Annotated in this window: 15 protein-coding genes; 4 read left to right on the top strand and 11 right to left on the bottom strand. The window is 51.6% G+C overall.

Annotated elements, in window-relative coordinates; translation table 11 throughout:
* Positions 1–82: 82 nt before the first annotated feature.
* On the top strand, positions 83–673 hold the full coding sequence (gene yyaC / locus C8P63_RS04880; RefSeq protein WP_108022227.1) for a spore protease YyaC: 591 nt from the start codon (positions 83–85) through the stop codon (positions 671–673).
* 225 nt (positions 674–898) lie between these two features.
* Here yyaC and C8P63_RS04875 read toward each other — a convergent pair whose 3' ends face one another.
* The 6 genes from C8P63_RS04875 to noc all read right to left on the bottom strand — a co-directional run bounded on the left by C8P63_RS04875 (position 899) and on the right by noc (position 6,374).
* On the bottom strand, positions 899–1,771 hold the full coding sequence (locus tag C8P63_RS04875; protein WP_108022226.1) for a diacylglycerol/lipid kinase family protein: 873 nt from the start codon (positions 1,769–1,771) through the stop codon (positions 899–901).
* 77 nt (positions 1,772–1,848) lie between these two features.
* On the bottom strand, positions 1,849–2,373 hold the full coding sequence (locus tag C8P63_RS04870; protein WP_108022225.1) for a DUF4446 family protein: 525 nt from the start codon (positions 2,371–2,373) through the stop codon (positions 1,849–1,851).
* A gap of 292 nt (positions 2,374–2,665) precedes the next feature.
* A complete protein-coding gene (locus tag C8P63_RS04865) occupies positions 2,666–3,814 on the bottom strand; it encodes an aminotransferase class V-fold PLP-dependent enzyme (RefSeq protein WP_245920702.1) in 1,149 nt (382 codons plus the stop codon).
* A gap of 30 nt (positions 3,815–3,844) precedes the next feature.
* Positions 3,845–4,717: a ParB/RepB/Spo0J family partition protein gene (locus C8P63_RS04860; protein ID WP_108022223.1), complete on the bottom strand. Its 873-nt coding sequence runs from the start codon at positions 4,715–4,717 to the stop codon at positions 3,845–3,847.
* Complete coding sequence (locus C8P63_RS04855; RefSeq protein WP_108022222.1) at positions 4,704–5,471, bottom strand: ParA family protein; 768 nt, start codon at positions 5,469–5,471, stop codon at positions 4,704–4,706. The genes C8P63_RS04860 and C8P63_RS04855 overlap by 14 nt, the downstream gene beginning before the upstream one ends.
* Positions 5,472–5,561: 90 nt before the next feature.
* On the bottom strand, positions 5,562–6,374 hold the full coding sequence (gene noc, locus C8P63_RS04850; RefSeq protein ID WP_108022221.1) for a nucleoid occlusion protein: 813 nt from the start codon (positions 6,372–6,374) through the stop codon (positions 5,562–5,564).
* Positions 6,375–6,742: 368 nt separating this feature from the next.
* On the opposite strand from noc, the gene C8P63_RS04845 reads away from it, so the two are divergent.
* The gene (locus tag C8P63_RS04845; RefSeq protein WP_146172111.1) at positions 6,743–7,930 is read left to right on the top strand and encodes a ParM/StbA family protein; all 1,188 of its coding nucleotides are present in this window, start codon (positions 6,743–6,745) and stop codon (positions 7,928–7,930) included.
* Between the two features lie 133 nt (positions 7,931–8,063).
* Positions 8,064–9,635, top strand: coding sequence for an FAD-dependent oxidoreductase (locus C8P63_RS04840; protein WP_108022219.1), 1,572 nt, complete (start codon positions 8,064–8,066; stop codon positions 9,633–9,635).
* Between the two features lie 40 nt (positions 9,636–9,675).
* On the opposite strand, the gene rsmG is transcribed toward C8P63_RS04840, so the two are convergent.
* The 4 genes from rsmG to C8P63_RS04820 form a co-directional block, all read right to left on the bottom strand.
* Entirely contained in the window at positions 9,676–10,398 is a 723-nt protein-coding gene (gene rsmG / locus C8P63_RS04835; protein WP_108022218.1) for a 16S rRNA (guanine(527)-N(7))-methyltransferase RsmG, read from the bottom strand.
* 45 nt (positions 10,399–10,443) lie between these two features.
* Positions 10,444–12,327 carry a tRNA uridine-5-carboxymethylaminomethyl(34) synthesis enzyme MnmG gene (gene mnmG / locus C8P63_RS04830; protein ID WP_108022217.1) on the bottom strand — a complete coding sequence of 628 codons (1,884 nt, stop codon included), beginning with the start codon at positions 12,325–12,327 and terminating at the stop codon, positions 10,444–10,446.
* Positions 12,328–12,341: 14 nt separating this feature from the next.
* Complete coding sequence (gene mnmE / locus C8P63_RS04825; RefSeq protein ID WP_108022216.1) at positions 12,342–13,718, bottom strand: tRNA uridine-5-carboxymethylaminomethyl(34) synthesis GTPase MnmE; 1,377 nt, start codon at positions 13,716–13,718, stop codon at positions 12,342–12,344.
* Between the two features lie 511 nt (positions 13,719–14,229).
* Positions 14,230–14,751, bottom strand: coding sequence for a L,D-transpeptidase family protein (locus C8P63_RS04820; RefSeq protein WP_108022215.1), 522 nt, complete (start codon positions 14,749–14,751; stop codon positions 14,230–14,232).
* 567 nt (positions 14,752–15,318) lie between these two features.
* On the opposite strand from C8P63_RS04820, the gene C8P63_RS04815 reads away from it, so the two are divergent.
* Positions 15,319–15,510, top strand: coding sequence for a hypothetical protein (locus C8P63_RS04815; protein ID WP_108022214.1), 192 nt, complete (start codon positions 15,319–15,321; stop codon positions 15,508–15,510).
* A gap of 1,210 nt (positions 15,511–16,720) precedes the next feature.
* Here the strand turns inward: C8P63_RS04815 and C8P63_RS04810 are convergent.
* Positions 16,721–16,927 (bottom strand): DUF1657 domain-containing protein, encoded by a 207-nt coding sequence (locus C8P63_RS04810; protein WP_108022213.1) that lies wholly within the window; start codon positions 16,925–16,927, stop codon positions 16,721–16,723.
* Between the last annotated feature and the right edge of the window lie 1,577 nt (positions 16,928–18,504).

Genomic DNA, 18,504 nt, shown 5'->3' with positions numbered 1-18,504 from the left:
GGGTTGTCCCTACATGTATATTTCTCATCGCCCTTCCGTATACTGGTAAGGATATTGAACCATACTTCGGAGGTGGACGGCCATGCGCGAACCGGTGCCCCACCCGGGGTCCACAGAACCCGATCCGACCCGGATCCTTTTCAGCCATCCCAGTGCGGTCCACCGTTGCGCCGAATGGTTGGAGCAAACGCTTCAACTCTATCCCGGCTCACGGGAACTGGCATGCATCTGTATCGGAACCGATCGGTCCACGGGAGATGCGCTCGGCCCCTTAGTGGGAACCCAACTGGAAAAATGGGCCTTGCCCACCCTGCGGGTATACGGAACATTGGACGAGCCTGTTCATGCGGTCAACCTGAATCAGACCCTTGCCCGGATGAAGAAAGAGCTGAGAAATCCGAGGGTGATCGCGGTGGATGCCTGTCTGGGACAACTGGCGAGCGTAGGTTGGATCCAGGTGGGAAACGGCCCCCTCAAACCTGGAGCCGGGGTCAACAAACAGTTGCCGGAAGTGGGTCAAGTCCATATCACCGGCATTGTCAACGTCGCCGGTTTCATGGAATATTTCGTCCTGCAGAACACGCGGCTGAGTGTGGTGATGAAGATGGCCCACGTCATCGCCTCAGCCGTTCAAAAAGTCACTTGCTCCCGTCTCAAACAACAGACCAACTGAAAACGGCCCCGATCCGGGGCCGTTCGAAGCAGTGGGCACAGGTCATCGATCATGAAAAATCGTTGGAGGCTGATCCCGTTTAGTGCCCTTGTACCGCCTTCCATTGGTTGGGACCGCAGAGGACGGACGGGCTGTAACACTCCTTTGGGAGGGAACCCGGCGCAAGAAACGGAAATCGGTTCCCCTCATCACAACGAGTCGACGGTCTCTTTCATGGGTCGTTTTTCATACCGTATGGAGGCTCTCCGGCTGGATCTCGATCCGGACCGGCGTTTCGCCGATGATTTCACCATCCGCATGGATCACCATGGGAAAATCCGACCGTATCTCCAAATGGGAACCCTTCATCATGGAAACGGCCGGATGATGAACATGCGTTCCCCTGAATACTTTGGGAAAGACCACCAGCAACTCCCACCGACTGATCCCTCTGACGACGCAGAGATCAAGTATACCGTCCCGGTTGGAGGCTTGAGGACAGATTTTCATGCCTCCGCCGTAAAACGGGATGTTGGCCACGGCGATCAGCCAGACATCCTGGAAAGTGTGAATTTGATTATCCAGGATCATGGTGACATTCCGCGGCTGATAGGTGAACAGAAGACGAACCAGTTCCAGTACATAAGTGAATCCTTTCAGCCATTTTTTCAAAGGTGATCGGTTCACTGCCCGTGCCACACTCCCGTCGAACCCGATGCCTGCCGTGCTGACCATTCTTTCTTCATTTATCCGTGCAGTGTCGACGATGGATGGTTCCTGCCGCACAATCCGATCCAAAGCCGCCAAGGGATCGGAGGGAATTTTTTGGGCCCGGGCAAAATCATTCCCGGAACCTGCAGGTATGTATCCCAAAGGAACCCGGGTACCGACCAATCCAGCGGCCACTTCATGGACGGTTCCGTCTCCCCCCACTCCCACAACGACCCGGACATCCTCACGTCGGGACGCCCGGGAAGCCAACTCCGTCGCATGACCGGGGTATTCGGTGAAGTTCACCTCGTAGGGTTCCCCCTCTTCTTTCAGCTTTTTTTCAAGCACCGGCCATACTTTTCGCCCTTTCCCGTTCCCTGCAACCGAATTGACAATAAAGACTCTCATTTCTATCCCCTCCCTCAAGCCTTCTTCCCATTGTTGCTCACACCGGGGATCCTCCCACCGCCGTCTTGCATGACTCCTTATCCGCTTCCCTGAACGTTGTGATCCGGGCGTTTCGTCCCCCATGAACCCTCTGTTCGGACAGCTTGCTCGATCGCCTGTTTTTCTTCCTTGGAGAGAGGGTAAGCAGACTCTCCTCCTTCCACCGGTTTCGCGTAGATATAAGATGGTCCATGGTTACTGAAAAGACTGCTGATCACCACTCCGTCCTTTTCTTCATTTATCAGGGCCAGTGAGAAGCTCATATCCGTGGCTCGTTCCCCCACGGCATTATATCGGACCAAACCCAACCTTCCCTGCAGCTTGCGGGTGGATGAATCCAACCGGGATAATAGATGCATCAGTTGCAGGCCCTGGGCGCCGTTTTCATCCGTCAACTCTTTAAGCCACTCCGCGTCTCCGTCCAACCGCTTCAACATTTTCCCCTGCCGCGATTGACGGATCCAGAGAATGAAGCAGCACGTGATCGTGACGAATTGAAGGATCAGGATCAGAATCATCAGTTCCACCGACTTGGACAAAAGCAACGAATATAACTCCTTCATTAAACCCTACCTCTTTCCTGTGGCTTCAAGAAAAAGTGAAAGCATCCCCCATCTTCGACGAAAAAAGATGAACGGCAAAGCCGTCCGCTGCCCCGCCCCCCGGCACATCGCTCCGGTGCAATAGACAATGTTCCGGTAACAAACCCGTTCGGCAAAACGGTTCCTATTTCGGGTAACGCTTCCCTTCTTCTAAGCCTGACAATCAATCACAACGCTTCTAGCATGACCGTTTCATGGATGTCCTTACGCATTCCGGTCTCGTACCCATCAGCACCCATAGGACACCCTCTCCTCAGAACCCGGCAAAGGCTTGTTGAATCTCCCTCAATGCCTGTATGAACTCGCTCACATCCTGTTCTGTGTTGAAATAGCCGGGACTGGCACGCACGGTTCCGGTCTCCGCCGTCCCCAACGCGCGGTGAGCCAGGGCTGCACAATGATACCCGGCCCGAACGGCGATCCCGTAATGTTGATCCAGTATGGCGGCCACTTCCGTACCGTCCACCCCTTCGACATTAAACGAAACCACGGGGACAGAAGGCGCCTCCGGAATGTAGAGTCGGACCCCGTCGAGACTTTGGATTCCCTCCTGCAACATCCGAATCAACAACGTTTCCTTCCGGTGGATTTCTTTCACTCCCCGTTCCATCAAAAAGCGAATCCCGGCCCCCAACCCCGCGATTCCGGGCGTGTTCAGAGTGCCGCTTTCATAGGAACAGGGGCGTTCTTCCGGCGGTCGAAGCTCTTCCGAACGACTGCCCGTCCCTCCCTGAACCAGCGGCCGAACCTCCAGTCCGGGGGCAATGAACAGACCCCCTGTCCCCTGGGGCCCCATCAACCCTTTATGACCGGGAAAAGCCAACATAGAAATCCCCATCGACTCCACATCGATGGGCAACACTCCGGCGGTCTGTGCCGCATCCACCAAAAGGGGAACCCCCTTTTCCGCCGCGATGGTGGCGATTTTCTCCAAAGGCATCACACTTCCCGTCACATTGGATGCATGGGTGATGACAATCAAACGGGTACTCCTTGTAATGGACGTTTTCAAACGGTCCAAATCCAGGGGTCCATGTTTCCCGGAAGGAATATAATCGACCCGAATATCCCATTCTTTTTTCAGGGCCTCCAACGGACGGGCGACAGCATTGTGCTCCCACCTGCTTGTCACCACATGATCTCCTGGCCGAAGCCACCCCCTCAAAGCCAGGTTGATGGCATGAGTTCCGTTTTGGCAGAAGATCATATTCTTCGGGTCACGCACCCCGAACAGGCGAGCAAGCAAACGGCGCGTTTCTTCCACCGTTTCCCCTGCGGATCTCGACAACCGGTGGCCTCCTCTTCCCGGGTTGGCCCCAAACCGGTCCATGCATTCTTTCACCGCTTTTGAAACGCCCTCGGGCTTCGGCCAAGTGGTAGCGGCATTGTCCAGGTAAATCAACTCATAACCCTCCATTAAAATCAAACCACGTCAGTTCAGGATTCGGTTACTTTGAAGCAATTCCACCAAGCGCTCCAGCTCACGCTCGGAATAATACTCGAATTCAATTTTACCTTTCTTTTTTCCATGTCGAATTCGTACCGGGGTGCTGAATGCCTCCTGGAGCAAGTCCTCGTATCTTTTGAATTCGGGAGGGCTCGTTTCTTTGGTTTTGGGTTTTTTCTTGCTGTTTTTCTGCAATCCCTGATTCCATTGCTGCACCCATTCTTCCAGCTGCCTGACGCTGGCCCCTTCTTTCACGGTTTTTTTCGCCAACTTCAACAGAACGTCCCGATCCTTGATTCCTCTGAGAGCCCGGGCATGCCCCATGGACAATGTTCCACGTGAAACATCCTCCTGCACCTCTTCTGGAAGCTGGAGCAAACGGAGGTAGTTGGTGACATGGGGGCGGCTCTTCCCCACCCGTGCCGCCAACATTTCCTGAGTCATCGAAAAATGGTCCATCAGTTTTTTGTATGCCTGAGCAATTTCGATCGAGTTCAGATCCTCTCTTTGCAGATTTTCGATCAGGGCAATCTCCATCATCTGCTCATCGGAAAATTCCCGAATCACCACCGGTACCATTTCCAGTCCGACATCTTTGGCTGCCCGAAACCGTCGCTCGCCGGCAACAATCTCATATCCCCGGATGCTCTTTCGGACCACTAACGGTTGAACGATCCCATGTTCCTTGATGGATGAAACCAACTCTTCCAACGCTTCGGGGTCGAAATTCTTTCTCGGTTGGTAAGGGTTGGGACGCAGATCCGACAGGGGGACTTCGTTCACAGCATCCTCTTCACTGACCTGCGCGCTGGGAAACAGGGCACCCAGTCCTTTTCCCAAACCCTTATGGTTGGCCATTCTGGATCACTTCCTTTGCCAGTTCTACATAACATTCCGCACCTCGGGAACGAGCATCGTAACTCAAAATCGGCATCCCGTGGCTGGGAGCTTCACTTAAGCGCACATTGCGGGGAATGACAGTCGAATACACTTTTTGTTGAAAGTAACTTTTCACTTCCTCCATCACCTGGAGGGAGAGATTGGTGCGGGCATCGTACATCGTCAACAGCACGCCTTCGATTTCCAAGCGTTTATTGAGATGCCTCTGTACAATGCGGATCGTGTTAAGCAATTGTCCCAACCCTTCCAATGCGTAAAATTCACATTGAATCGGGATCAACACCGCGTCCGCCGCCGTGAGAGAGTTGACCGTGAGCACCCCCAGAGAAGGCGGACAGTCAATCAGGATATAATCATAGTTATCCCGGATGATTTGAAGCGAACGCTTCAACCGGTGTTCACGGGAAAGAGTTTGGACCAGTTCGATTTCGGCGCCGGCCAGTTCAATTGTGGCGGGGATCAAATCCAACCCTTCGATCGAGGTTTTCAACATCACTTCCTGCATCGGGGTCTCATTGATCAACACATCATAAATGCACTTCTCCACATCCGCTTTGTTTATTCCCAGTCCGGAGCTGGTGTTTCCCTGCGGATCGATATCCACGATCAGGGTCTTCTTTCCTTGGTCAGCCAGGCTGGCACCCAGGTTAATGGATGTCGTGGTCTTTCCAACCCCGCCTTTTTGATTGGCGATGGCAACGACTCGACTCATGACTTGCACCTCGTTTCTTGGCAGGATTCAGGTAAAGCAGTTCGTTCCAAGCCTGTGGCTCGCTCTTGTCACCTTGAAATTGTACACTTTTTACTTGGGAATTCGTATAACGACTTCATAAAAATCATCGAATTCTTTTTCATCGGAAGAAACAGCCAGTCCACTTTTCTTTACCATGTCCACCGACTGGCGAATCGTGTTAAAGGCAATCCTCACGTCCCGGGAGAAAGCTTTTCGCTTCGGTTTCGACTTTCGTTTTCGTTCCGTCCACTTGCGGACCTTTTCTTCCGTTTGTTTGACATTGAGTTCCTTGTCAAGAATCTCCTTTAACAGTTTCAATTGGAGATCTTCCTCTTTTAATGCCAACAAAGCTCTGGCATGCCGCTCCGTGATGCTTCGGTTTAACACCGCCTCTTGCACCTTCCCGGGCAGTAAAAGAAGACGAAGCTTGTTGGCAACAGTGGATTGGCCTTTGCCCAGGCGTTGGGCGAGGCTCTCCTGAGTCAGTCCGTGCAGTTCGATCAATTTCTGATAAGCCGTTGCTTCTTCGAGCGCCGTCAACCCTTCTCTCTGCAGATTCTCAATCAGAGAAACTGAAGCCGCTTCCGTATCCGTCATTTCCCGGACAATCGCCGGGATCGTCCTCATCCCCATCCGCTTCACCGCACGCAGTCTTCTTTCTCCGGCAATCAGCTCATAACCCTCCGCCACCTGCCGGACTACAATCGGTTGAATCACTCCATGGGTTTTAATCGTCTGGCACAGTTCGTTGATCCGTTCATCATCAAAGACGGTGCGCGGTTGATAAGGGCTGGGTTGCACCCGGGTTACGTCCAACTCTTTCACTTCTTCGCTTTCTACTTTTTCCGCCATGCCGAACAACCGACTGAACGGCTCTCTCATCTTCTCGGACACCACCTAAACAGGGTAAAATCAAATAGGATCCCGTTATCATATATTCGATATTTTACTAAAACCCCCTCCCGTTATGGTTGCATCTTCCCGGAATGTTTCACGTGAAACATTTTTCTTGTCAGAATCGAAGCTCATCTCTCCCTCTCCGGTATTTCCAACCATTTTATGTTGAAATTCGTCAATCTTCGTTTTTTCAATTTGGAAGGAAAAAAGAAGGACCCATGAGGATTCCGGTCGAAGAGCGTTGTTTTCCCGGGAATCCCGCTCCTCTTTTTATTGACCCTTTCCAATTCCCCTTGATAGAATCAATTAAGAAGAGTTTGACGACCTTCGACAAAAATCGGGAGGAACTGGATATGAGCGTCTACATAGGAAATGACCAAGGTTACTATGGAACGAAAGTTGTGAGTCGGAACGGAGACAAGTTTCTGAAGATGTTCATCCGCAACATGGTGGTCCCCAACCGGGTCGGGGAGATCACTTACAACAATGATCCACACAACATCATGTACCGGGAACGGGAAGGAGACAACGAATGGTTTGTCGGCAAGCTCGCCATTGACCAATCTTCAGATGACGAACTGTTCGATTCCCACGAACGCCGCCTGTTCAGCCCCACCTGGTTTCGTGAAGAAGAGTACCTTATCATGTTTCGCGTCAGCACCGGACTGATGCTTCAGGGCAGTGACAACCATGAACCCATCGTATCCGTCGCTCTGCCCACGGATAGTTACATCGACTACAAAGAAGAATTAAAACGCCGATTGGTGGGGAAACACAGCTTTGAAGTGAAACAAGGAAACCTTCCCTACCGCAAAATTGAATTCGAAATCAAGCGGGAAAATCTTTACGTGATCAGCCAGCCCATGGCCACCCTTTTCCACATTGCATTGGACCGGGAAGGCCAGCTTTTGAACGAAGATCTGTTCATTCAAAAAGTCAGTATCAATGACCTCGGTTTCGGAACCTCCGATGTGGAAACTCTCCACGGGGAAACCATCATCAAAAGGCAAAGTTTCACTTCCCGGCATGCCATGATCAATGTTTATCATCTCCTGTCCAAACGCTTGATTGAATTTTCCCGGGAAGTGGACCCGGACAAACAGGGGAAAGAATATCCCATCTGGAGTCTGAATCGAGTGATCCGTACCGGTGAGATCAGCTTCAAAGGTAAAGTGTACGATGTGAATGAAATCGTCAAGGGTTGCATTCAGGAAGTGGGGACCCTCTTGGTGGATGAAGTGTGGAACCGACTCGACTATGCCGATGATATCACTTATATCATTTTGACCGGTGGTTCCTCCATCCCCTTCAAACCCTATTACCGGGAACGCTTCGGGGACAAACTGATTTTTGCCGAAGATTACGGAATCGACGCCCAGTTCGCCAATGCCTTTGGGCTGTGCAAGTTCACCCAATCCAAGTCCCGTGCTGTACCGATGAAATCCCAAAAAGAAGTGGCCGCCACCATCCAGGAGGAATTCACCGTTCCCAGCTCCGCAGAAAAAAGGGTCAACGCAAGAAAGGGACAAAACAAAAAATAAACCATACTGCATGCAAACCTAGGGAGAATCCCCCAGGGTCGATCGCCTTGGGGGATTCCGCAGCCTTTTCATTTAAAAAGGAGCTCTCCCTGCCCGGTACCGATTCCGGGGCAAGGCAAAGGAGGGGAACACCATGGCCCATTCGGGAGAAGAATATGATGTCATCATCATCAGCAAAGGCCCGGCCGGTAGAGAAGCAGCCAAAAAGGCGGCCCGTATGGGAAAAACGGCACTTTTGCTCAAGTTGAATCCGGGTTCCGTCGCCTCCGTCATGTGCAGCTCATCGCAACAGGGTTCCTCCCAAGGGCCACGTGAAGGGGTGGAAGCTCAACTCATTCGTCTGGAAGAGAACAATGACTGGTCTCCCAAACTCCTTTATGAAAGAGTAAAGGCAGAAACCCAACATTCGGTTTATATCCTTCAGGCACAGGAACAGTCGGAAAAATCCAACCTGCTGTTCAAAGAAACAGAGGAGGCCCCTCAAAGCGATCAGGTCCCGGACCCCCGCCTTTCTTTTGAATCCGGTTCGTCACCGATGTTGAAACCCAAAGGGAAGGGCACCGAAACGCCCCCGTCCCAACAGGGGAAATGGACGGAATCGGGAGAGGAATTTCCTTCGGGGGAACCAACGGAAAAAAAAGAAGGCGCTGAACCGGCCCCGCCGGAACCCGCACCTCAGGACGATCACCCGGACCCCGTTCCGGGGGAACGGGAAACCTCCACCCGTGAAAAGAAATCCCATCCCCCCTTCCATCAAACAGAACGGAAATCCTCGAGTGAACCCGTCTTCCGGGAAAGGGAAAAGCGGCTGCGAAAAAAATTGGCCCGCAATCGGCATTCAACCCCTGCGTCGCCGACGGAACCGATCCACCAACCCTCCTCACCGGATCGGTCCACCGAACCGGCCGTGCGAAAGGAGCCGCCTTCGTCTGTCGCGGAACCTCCCACAAAGAAAGGATCCAACAACATCCGCTCCCGGAGGCAACCGGATGATGAAACGCGGAGTCCTCTCGAAAGCGGACCGCTTTCGGGGAAAACTCCTCCGGGAAAACATCCCGCTTTATCGGTCATTCCGATGGAGCAAAAAATGAAACGCCGAAAGTTCTCCCGGCAACGGGATTTATTGCAGGGTCAAGATCGAAAAAACACTTCCCACCCGGAGAAAGAGCCGGACATCCCCGGACACCGGGTATGGGACTCCAAGGAAAGAAAAGATCATACCCCGGACTCACGGAAGGAAGAGTCGCCCAACCGGCCGCAACAACTGACTTATGAACCTTTCCAGGGAAATAAGAACCGACCGGCTTCCGGCAAAGGCTGGAACCGGGAATTCATCGATTCCAACCAGGCGAACTTCCGGAGAAGAGAAGGCGATTCCTCCCAAAGGGGCCCGCTTCAGGGAAGGAGAAGGAAGACGGAGGAGAGTGCATCCTTACCTTTTGCCCGGCACCAACGAACGACAGAAGATGACACCTCTTCCGATTTCGCGCCCTCCTTCAAACAGGAAGCTGCCCGGAATGTCCTGAAAAACTCCGGACAGTCCGATGCACTGAAAAAGGATGACATCAGTATTGAAGATCCCTTCGGACAATCCTACGATGAATTTCTGGGCCCTTTTTCCACAGAAAACTCACAGGATGAACAGTTGGAGAAGAGAAAACTGGCCTTGCGGGGCCTCCACAACCTGATCAATAATCTGGGATAAAAAGAACGACTGTCTGCTGTATGGCAGGCAGTCGTTCTTTTTACTTCACCGGTTTTCTCAATGGAGTTCCCGCTTTCCTCGGGTAGGTTTTCGGTGTCGGACTCTTTTTTTGGATGAGAATCAGATTTCGTTTTCCTTGATTTTCCGGCAAGGACAGGGAGACGGTTTCGACCGGAGTGCCTCCCAGAACCTGAATCGCCCTCTCGGATTCCTGCATTTCCTCTGAAACGTCCGGGCCCTTCATCGCCACAAACCATCCTCCCCTCCTCACGAAGGGAAGGCAGTACTCGGACAGTACATTCAATTTGGCCACCGCCCTTGCCGCAGCCAGATCGTAAGCCTCCCGGTGGGATCGGTTCCGTGCTGCTTCCTCCGCTCGGGCATGGAGATATTGGACCCCTTTTAAACCCAACTGTTCCGTTGTCTCTTTCAGGAACGTCACCCGCTTGTTGAGGGAATCCAACAGAACCAGGCGAAGATGAGGAAAAGCGATCTTGAGGGGGAGTCCGGGGAACCCGGCCCCGGTCCCCACATCGATGACGGTTTCCATACTGGTCAGGGGTAAATGACCCGCCACCGTAAGAGAATCGTAAAAGTGCTTGATAAACACTTCCGATTCCTTCGTGATCGTCGTCAGATTCAGCTTTTGGTTTCCCTCCACCAACAGGCGGAAGTAAAGGGAGAAACGGTCCAACTGTTCGCCGCTCAGTTCCAATCCCAACCCCACCCGGACCTGTTCACCCAACCAATCTCGGCATTCCATCGGGATCTCCTTTCTGGCAGATGAAAAACGGACGGCCGGTGGAATTCAACCGCTGGCGGCATGACTGCCCTGTTCGATGGTAACCAGCAGGATGGAAAGATCGGAAGGGTTGACCCCGGAAATCCGGGAAGCCTGCCCCAGGGACAAAGGCCGGACTTTTTTCAACTTTTCCCGGGACTCCGAAGAAATTCCCTTCACTTTATCATAATCCACCCAATCCGGGATCCGTTTGTTCTCCATCTTTTTCATCTTCTCCACTTGTTGGAGAGATTTTTTGATATAACCTTCATATTTAAGCTGGATTTCCACCTGTTCCGCCACCTCGGAATCCGGTGCGACATCCGACGGAGCCAACCGGTGGATATGCTCGTATTTCACCTCGGGTCGTTTGATCAACTTGGCCAGTTCCACGGCATTATCCAATTTGCTGGAACCGATTTCCCGAAGAAGGGCTTGCACTTCCGGGGTCGGTTTCACTTTTGTATTCCTCAACCGTTCGATCTCTTTTTCGATCGCTTCCCGTTTCGCGGTGAAACGACGGTATCGTTCTTCGGAAATCAATCCCACTTCATATCCGATATTCGTCAATCTGAGATCCGCATTGTCATGCCTCAACAGCAAACGGTACTCCGCACGGGAAGTAAGCAGGCGGTACGGTTCATTGGTCCCTTTGGTGACCAGATCGTCGATCAACACCCCGATGTACGCCTCGGAACGATCGAGCACGACGGGTTCTTTCCCCTGCACTTTTCTTGCTGCGTTCATTCCCGCCATGATTCCCTGTGCCGCCGCTTCCTCGTAACCGGAGGTCCCGTTGATCTGACCGGCAGTAAACAAGTTCTCCACTTTTTTCGTTTCCAGGCTCGGCCACAGTTGCGTGGGAACGATCGCATCATACTCGATGGCATATCCCGTCCGCATCATCTCCGCCCGTTCCAGGCCGTCAATGGTTCGCAGAATCGACTGCTGCACTTCTTCCGGAAGACTGGTGGACAACCCCTGAACGTACATCTCCAGCGTCTCCCGTCCCTCCGGCTCAAGGAAAATTTGGTGCCGGTTTTTGTCGGCGAAACGGACGATTTTGTCCTCGATCGAAGGACAATAACGGGGGCCCTGGCCTTCGATGACCCCCGAGTACATCGGAGCCCGGTGCAGGTTGTCGCGGATGTACTCATGGGTCTTCTCGTTGGTATAGGTCAACCAGCAAGGCAATTGGTCGGTAATCGTTTCCTTCGTTTCATAGGAAAAGGCCCGCGGTTCGTCGTCACCCGGCTGAATTTCCATCTTATCGGTATCCACAGTCAACTTGTTGACGCGGGGAGGTGTCCCCGTCTTGAACCGGACGGTTTCAAAGCCCAGTTCATGCAGGTGGTGAGCCAGGTTGATGGAGGGTTGCTGATTATTGGGGCCACTTTCGTAAGTCAGATCCCCGATGATGATTTTCCCCCGAAGATAGGTGCCCGTGGTCAGGACCACGGTGGAAGAATAATATTTGGCGCCGGTCCGGGTCAGCACCCCTTCACAACGACCGTCTTTTACCAAGAGTCTCTCCACCATGTTCTGATGCAGAACCAGATTGGGCTCATTTTCCAGTGTTTTCTTCATCTCCTGCTGGTACAACACCTTGTCCGCCTGAGCCCGGAGGGCGTATACCGCCGGCCCTTTCCCGGTGTTCAGCATCCTCATCTGGATATGCGTTTTATCGATGTTGCGCCCCATCTCACCACCCAGGGCGTCCACTTCCCTGACCACATGCCCCTTGGCGGGTCCCCCGATGGACGGATTACAGGGCATGTAAGCGATTGTGTCGAGGCTCAAGGTGAGAAGCAGCGTGGAGCAACCCATGCGGGCTGCAGCCAGGGCCGCTTCACACCCGGCGTGCCCCGCCCCGATCACGATCACGTCAAATCGATCACCCGAAGTCGGCATCCGGATTCCCTCCTTTATTTCCCCAGACAGAACTGGGAAAAAATCTGGTCGATCAAATCTTCCGCCACGGCTTCCCCGATGATTTCCCCGAGGGACTGCCAGGCGTTTTTCAAATCAATTTCCACCATGTCGAGAGGAACGCCGGATTCCACTCCCCCGATGGCGTCCCTGACTTGTTGTTTCGCTTGTTTCAATAAGGTGATATGACGGGTGTTGCTGACATAGGTGGCATCCGCGGACTGGGCTTTTCCTTCCATGAAGAGATTGGCGACGGCTTCCTCCAAACGGTCCAAACCTTCCTCCTTGACAATCGAGGTGGTGATCAGGGGGCAGTCACCGATCAGTTTTTCCACTTCTCCGAGATCCAGCTTCGGCTCGAGATCGGTTTTGTTCACCACGACGATGGTGGTGTATTCCCGGGCGATGGAAAGAAGCTTACGGTCATCCTCCGACAAGGGTTCCGCGTAGTTGAGCAGAAGCAGCACGAGATCTGCTTCCTCCAAAGCCCGGTGGGACCGTTCCACACCGATTTTTTCCACCACATCTTCCGTCTCGCGGATGCCTGCCGTATCCACCAGACGTAAAGGAATCCCGCGGACGTTGACGTATTCCTCGATCACGTCCCGGGTGGTTCCCGGAATTTCCGTCACGATGGCCTTATTCTCATGTGCCAAGGCGTTCATCAGAGAAGACTTACCCACATTGGGCCTTCCGATAATCACGGTGGCGATTCCTTCGCGATAAATTTTTCCCTGCCGGGCCGTTTTCAATAATTGATCCAACTCCGTTTCGATGGATCGACAGCGGTCCAGAATCTTTTGAGCTGTCAATTGCTCCGCATCATATTCGGGATAATCCACATTGACCGCCAGGTGGGCCAGCGTCTCCAGAATTTCGTCTCTCAGTCGACGGACCAGGCGGGAAAGCCTCCCATCCGCCTGATGCATCGCCACCCGGGCCGCACGATCGGTTTTGGAACGGATCAGATCGATCACGGCTTCCGCCTGAGACAGGTCGATCCGGCCGTTCAAAAAAGCCCTTTTCGTAAACTCCCCGGGTTCCGCCAACCGGGCCCCCGATGTCAGTAAGGCTTCCAGCACATTCTGGACGGGAACCATGCCCCCGTGACAGCTGATCTCCACCACATCTTCCCGGGTGAAGGTCCGGGGGGCCCGCATCACCGTCACCAGCACTTCATCGATCCGATCCCCCGTTTCGGGATCGATGATATATCCGTAATGAACCGTATGGCTTTCTGCATTTTCCAGACGGTTCTTTCCCTTAAATATACGGTCGGCTGTCTGGATCGCTTCCGGTCCGCTGACACGGATCACCGCGATGCCCGCTTCCCCCATGGGGGTCGAGATGGCCGCAATCGTATCCGTTTCCATCCCGCTTCACCTCGATCAGTATTCAAATCGGTAACGTCCTTAATATCCTAATTTTTAATCTTAACATACGTTTATTGGTAATCAAAGCGGAGCCCAAGTCTCGCCGGGTCCTTTCACTCCCGGTCCCGCTATGCACTTACAGAGCACAAGTCTCGCCAGGTCCCTTCACTCCCGGTCTCGCTATGCACTCACAGAGCACAAGTCTCGCCTGGGTCGCTTCGCTCCCGGTCTCGCTATGCACTCACAGAGCACAAGTCTCGCCTGGGTCGCTTCGCTCCCGGTCTCGCTATGCACTCATCCGGAGCGGCTTTGGGTAAAGGCTGCCGCTCACTTTTTCACAACGCTTTCAGTACCCAGTTTAACATCGATCCCCTTCCCGGTCCTCGAAACCCGATCCCCGGTCTCCCTATTCGACCCATTCCACCCTTCCCCGTCCCTTTCGTACACCCTTCCTGGTGCTGGCCGGAGGGGCTTTTGGCGCGTTTATTCCCATAATCCCAACTGCAGGTATTCATCCAACCGAATTTGGGCTGTGATTTTTAAATGATGATCTTTTTTGATACCTCTTCACCGCTTTTTCCAAGCCGGCTCCAAACCATCCATCCAATGGCCCGTGATAGTATCCCGCTGCTTTTAAACGGTTTTGAACCAAGAGGACCAATGATCCCCGGTCTCCACGAACCAGTGTTTTCGGAAGTCCTTCCCCCAGCCCCAGAATCGGACCCTCAATGTGAACCCGGGTTCCCAGAGGAACCTTCGGAAACAGCGCCTCAATATCCGGATTCAGCAAGCGGATACAACCGTGACTGGCATGACGGCCGACGGAATGGGGGCGGTTGATGCCGTGAATACCGTACTTCCCCCATGGAACATTGAGTCCCAACCACCGGGGACCAAAACCTCCTCCCCATTCTCTGGACTTTTCAACCACCTTCCAGTTTCCGATGGGAGTGGGGAATTGTTCTTTTCCAACACCGACAGGAAAGGTATCGAGGATTTGATCTCCATCCATCAGGTAAAGCTTTTTTTCCATAGATCGACGTGAATCCAAAGGTCGTCCCCGGGGTGCATCGAACAAAAAACGCTGGAGTGAAGAAGCAGGCTCAAGATGAGAGTCAGGATCGGTTTCAAACGTGCTTCACCTGCTTAAAAGTGCTTTTATAAATAGCAGGTTTTATCTTACCCTGTGGGACCTTCCAAGATACCTGCTAAATCCCCTTCACTCACTTCCCAGGATTCCACCATCCAATCGGCCATCTGTGGATCATCTCCCCTGCCGATCAGATCAGTGATGGCTACCACCTCTCGCATGGTATAAGGCAACGATGTGTTCTGAGCTTCCCGCAGACCGTATGGCAAGGTTCAACCCTAATGCCCCTTCATCATGTCGGGTGCGTAAGGATACATACAAATATCCCCGTGGGTTACACGGGGAGCTCATGGTGCGAAAAGGGATATCAAGTTTTAGGGTAACACACGCCCACAGTCTATGCACCTGTAAAAGGCGGACTTTTTCGTCGTTCCGTCTCGAGTTGCGACGATTATTGGAAAACCATCGGAGCGATCACGCTGGTAGCCGGAGAACAGGAGGATTTAATACATGTTAAAAAAACTTGCAGAAGAACACAAAAAAGTAGAGATTACTTATACACTCGGGAATTATTACCGTATAGCTAAGGGAGAGATAAGGGAATTCGATGAAGAGTTGAAGGTCATTCATTTTGTTAGCGGGGAAAAAGAATGCTTATTTCCACTACAGTCCGTATCACGAATCTCCTTGATGAAGGAATAAACACAGGAGGATCGAATACGAGCCAACCAGGTTAACCGGGTCATCGCACGGTGCACCTTCTTTATGTGGAATGTCCCATACATCCCTTTCAGGGCCGAAAATGGGCTTCTGCTCGGTTACCCGGGTATTGGACAATACATATAAAGATAAAGGGAGGAGTTCAAACTCATGTCTAACCCACTCAAAAAGGTGGGTTTTTTTCTTTAAATCCATCCCTCCAGCTGCAGGGAGAGTCGGAAATCAGTAGAGGCCTTTTCTCGCAAGATTCCTCTGAAGCCTTTGGGAGAGTTGTTTTTTGCGTAAAGGGAAACGGGTTTCGTTTCAATATAACCATTCATAGGTTTTCACCGTTTCAAAAGCCATCTTCGAGAATAGGATTTTTTTAAAACGCTAAAGGAGGATGATATCATTGAAAAACCCTCTTCTTCAGATTTCGCCTCTCCTGTCTCCCATCCCTAAACGCCCGGCAGGGAAGAAAGCCATTGCGATGGCCCAAAAAAGAAACAGAAAAAAATGCCGATATGGCAAGAACAAGGCAAAGATCTATATCTAACAAAAGGATCCGTGAACAACCTGAAGGCTAACAATGTTTGATCCCGGCTACCCCCTAGCGGATATCGCCGTTTCCATTTGCCGGGAATCAAGCGATTTCCATGCCACATTAAACTGCTCAAATGGGATGCTTCCATCAGCTAGGTCTTTCCCGCTTAATTAAGAGAAAATGTAAACAAATGCACCACACCTGCATATGGATTTTGTGTAAGCCTCAAGAATAGCTCCCAAAATGGACGCAAACACCCTATCGGAGGTTCGTCCCTGCTCAGGTGGGGTGTTTGTGTGTTAAGCGTTCTCCGATCCTTCACTACCTTTCGCCATCGTTTCTTATCATTGGATATGCCCTTGATACGTATAGTGAGTATTGCAAGTCCTGTTCCTCTTCCGCTGATTGGGGACGACTGTTATGCACCTCTCATCCCCCACTTTTGCTTGGGTAAGTGGGGGAAGCACTCATTCATTCATCTTCCATTCGATCCATACAGGTGGGAGTCACCTTCGATCTGCATTACTCCATCTCAAAAAGAGAGGTGGAGCTTATTTTTTTGTTTAAATAGGGATCCCTATGTATAGCACGAGCGTAAATCTGAGATTTACGGGACCGCAAATAAACCCATCCCCTTCCTTGGCAAGGAAAGGAGATGGGTTCACATTTTTACTGTTGCTTATACTGAGGTTCTTCTGTCATCACTTGTTGCTCACGGCTTTTCAACTGTTGGACAACGGAGTCCACGTTTTGCGCCAGTTGGTTGTACATTTGTTTGGCCTGCTGATTGTCCGTATCCAGTGCAAAGGTCCTTAAATTAGCGGCGACCCCTTCCGCGCTGGCAACGGTTTGCTGGATTTTCGTTCCGACGGTCATCTTCATTCCCTCCTTTTTTCAGATGGACAAGAGGTATGATGCACATTCATGGAAACGGATATTCCGGTGATCATTGGTAAAAAAGATCAATCCTGATGATGAAGGGCTTGGCTATAGGTTTTGGGTAAAACTGTGAAAAGGGTTTTCCCGCTATTTGTACATACTGAGGGATGAAGCCCTAACCAACAGGAGGAAGCAATGTGTCTGTTAAGATTCATGAGGACAGGCTATGCACATGGGACGGGATTCACCTTCGGTATCGGATGTGGGTTCCCAACAGCCCCCGCTCTGTTGCTGTACTGGTTCACGGTGCGGGTGAGCACTTGGAGTTATTTGAACATCTGGGCAAGTGGTTTATCAGATCTCCTTTAGCTGACATGAATAAAGGCCCCTTTATGGGACCTTTATCTAAAGGAGGTTTCGAAAACCGTGGACAGGATTATGTTTCTCTAAATTTGTGATCTTATACATCGATTGGGATGAAGGGACAAAGATTTTTTGGTCATACCACATCCCACACAAAAGAACCCCTTACTCGACCTCACCTCCGGAGGGGTTCTTTTGTTTTGACCGATGATTTACCGGTTATTTTTTAAAAGGTCCCGTCAACCGTTCCCTCGTTTGAAGTGCCTGACACGCCCTGGGTCGGCTTCATTTCATTTTTCATTGAGTTAGGAATCCAGACTTCGACGAGAAGATACAGGAAGTGTTTTTCGGAGCCCCCTTCTTCAGGGTTTTTTTATTTATGCCAACCTACACAGAAGACAAAAAAAAGCCTCCTCTCAAACGAGGAGGCATGCAAGAGGGTCAACGCTGTTGGCATGGTTCAAACAATCGTAGAGGCCCATAGGAATTGGGTGCATCGTTATCGTACCAAAGCTCACTTCCCCTGACTATCCGTCAAACGTCAGGTTTTTCACTATTTCATCGGAAAGAGGTCATGTAATACAAACAGCTCGATCCCCTCTCAGACAACAAAGCACGCCCGATACTCCTTTTCTATATTATCTGGATTATTCATTTAGTGCTTCGAATGAATTGTACCGATTGGATTGAACCGATACCATAATGAAAGTTACTTCGACGGGAGCCACAGAGTGCCTATGTCCTACCACTCCAATTCCAGCACCCTCTCACGGCAAGAAAAATATCGTTGGGTCAAATACAGGGGATACCACCCCATCGTATGGTTTTTGATTATAACACGCTCGGAATGACGATCTTTCTATACACCGGAATCATTTATACCCTTTACTTTCTTTCATTAAGCACCTTTTTATTGCGTTACCGTCGCGATCTCCCGAAAGTACAGGGGCCCGAAGCCAATACGGTTCCCTTTCGTGAATGTTGGAAAGTGATCCGGCGCGATCGGGCGTTACGCTATTTTGTGCTGGCAGGGATTTTATTTTTCATCGTCTATTCTCAAATCGAATCCTCCTTGTCCTTGATCGGATGCGGGGCACTTACTACGGTGCCAACAACTTGGGGCAATTGGGTCTCTTCTTCGGTCCGATGATCGGAGGAGGGTTGTTGGATCATATGAAGGGTCCGGCCATGTGGTGGCTCATGGCCTTCAT

It is taken from the genome of Melghirimyces profundicolus, assembly GCF_003054245.1.
Taxonomy (GTDB): Bacteria; Bacillota; Bacilli; order Thermoactinomycetales; family DSM-45169; genus Melghirimyces; species Melghirimyces profundicolus.
The sequence above is the reverse complement of the archived record's forward strand: the minus strand, read 5'-3'. Positions and strand labels throughout refer to the sequence as shown.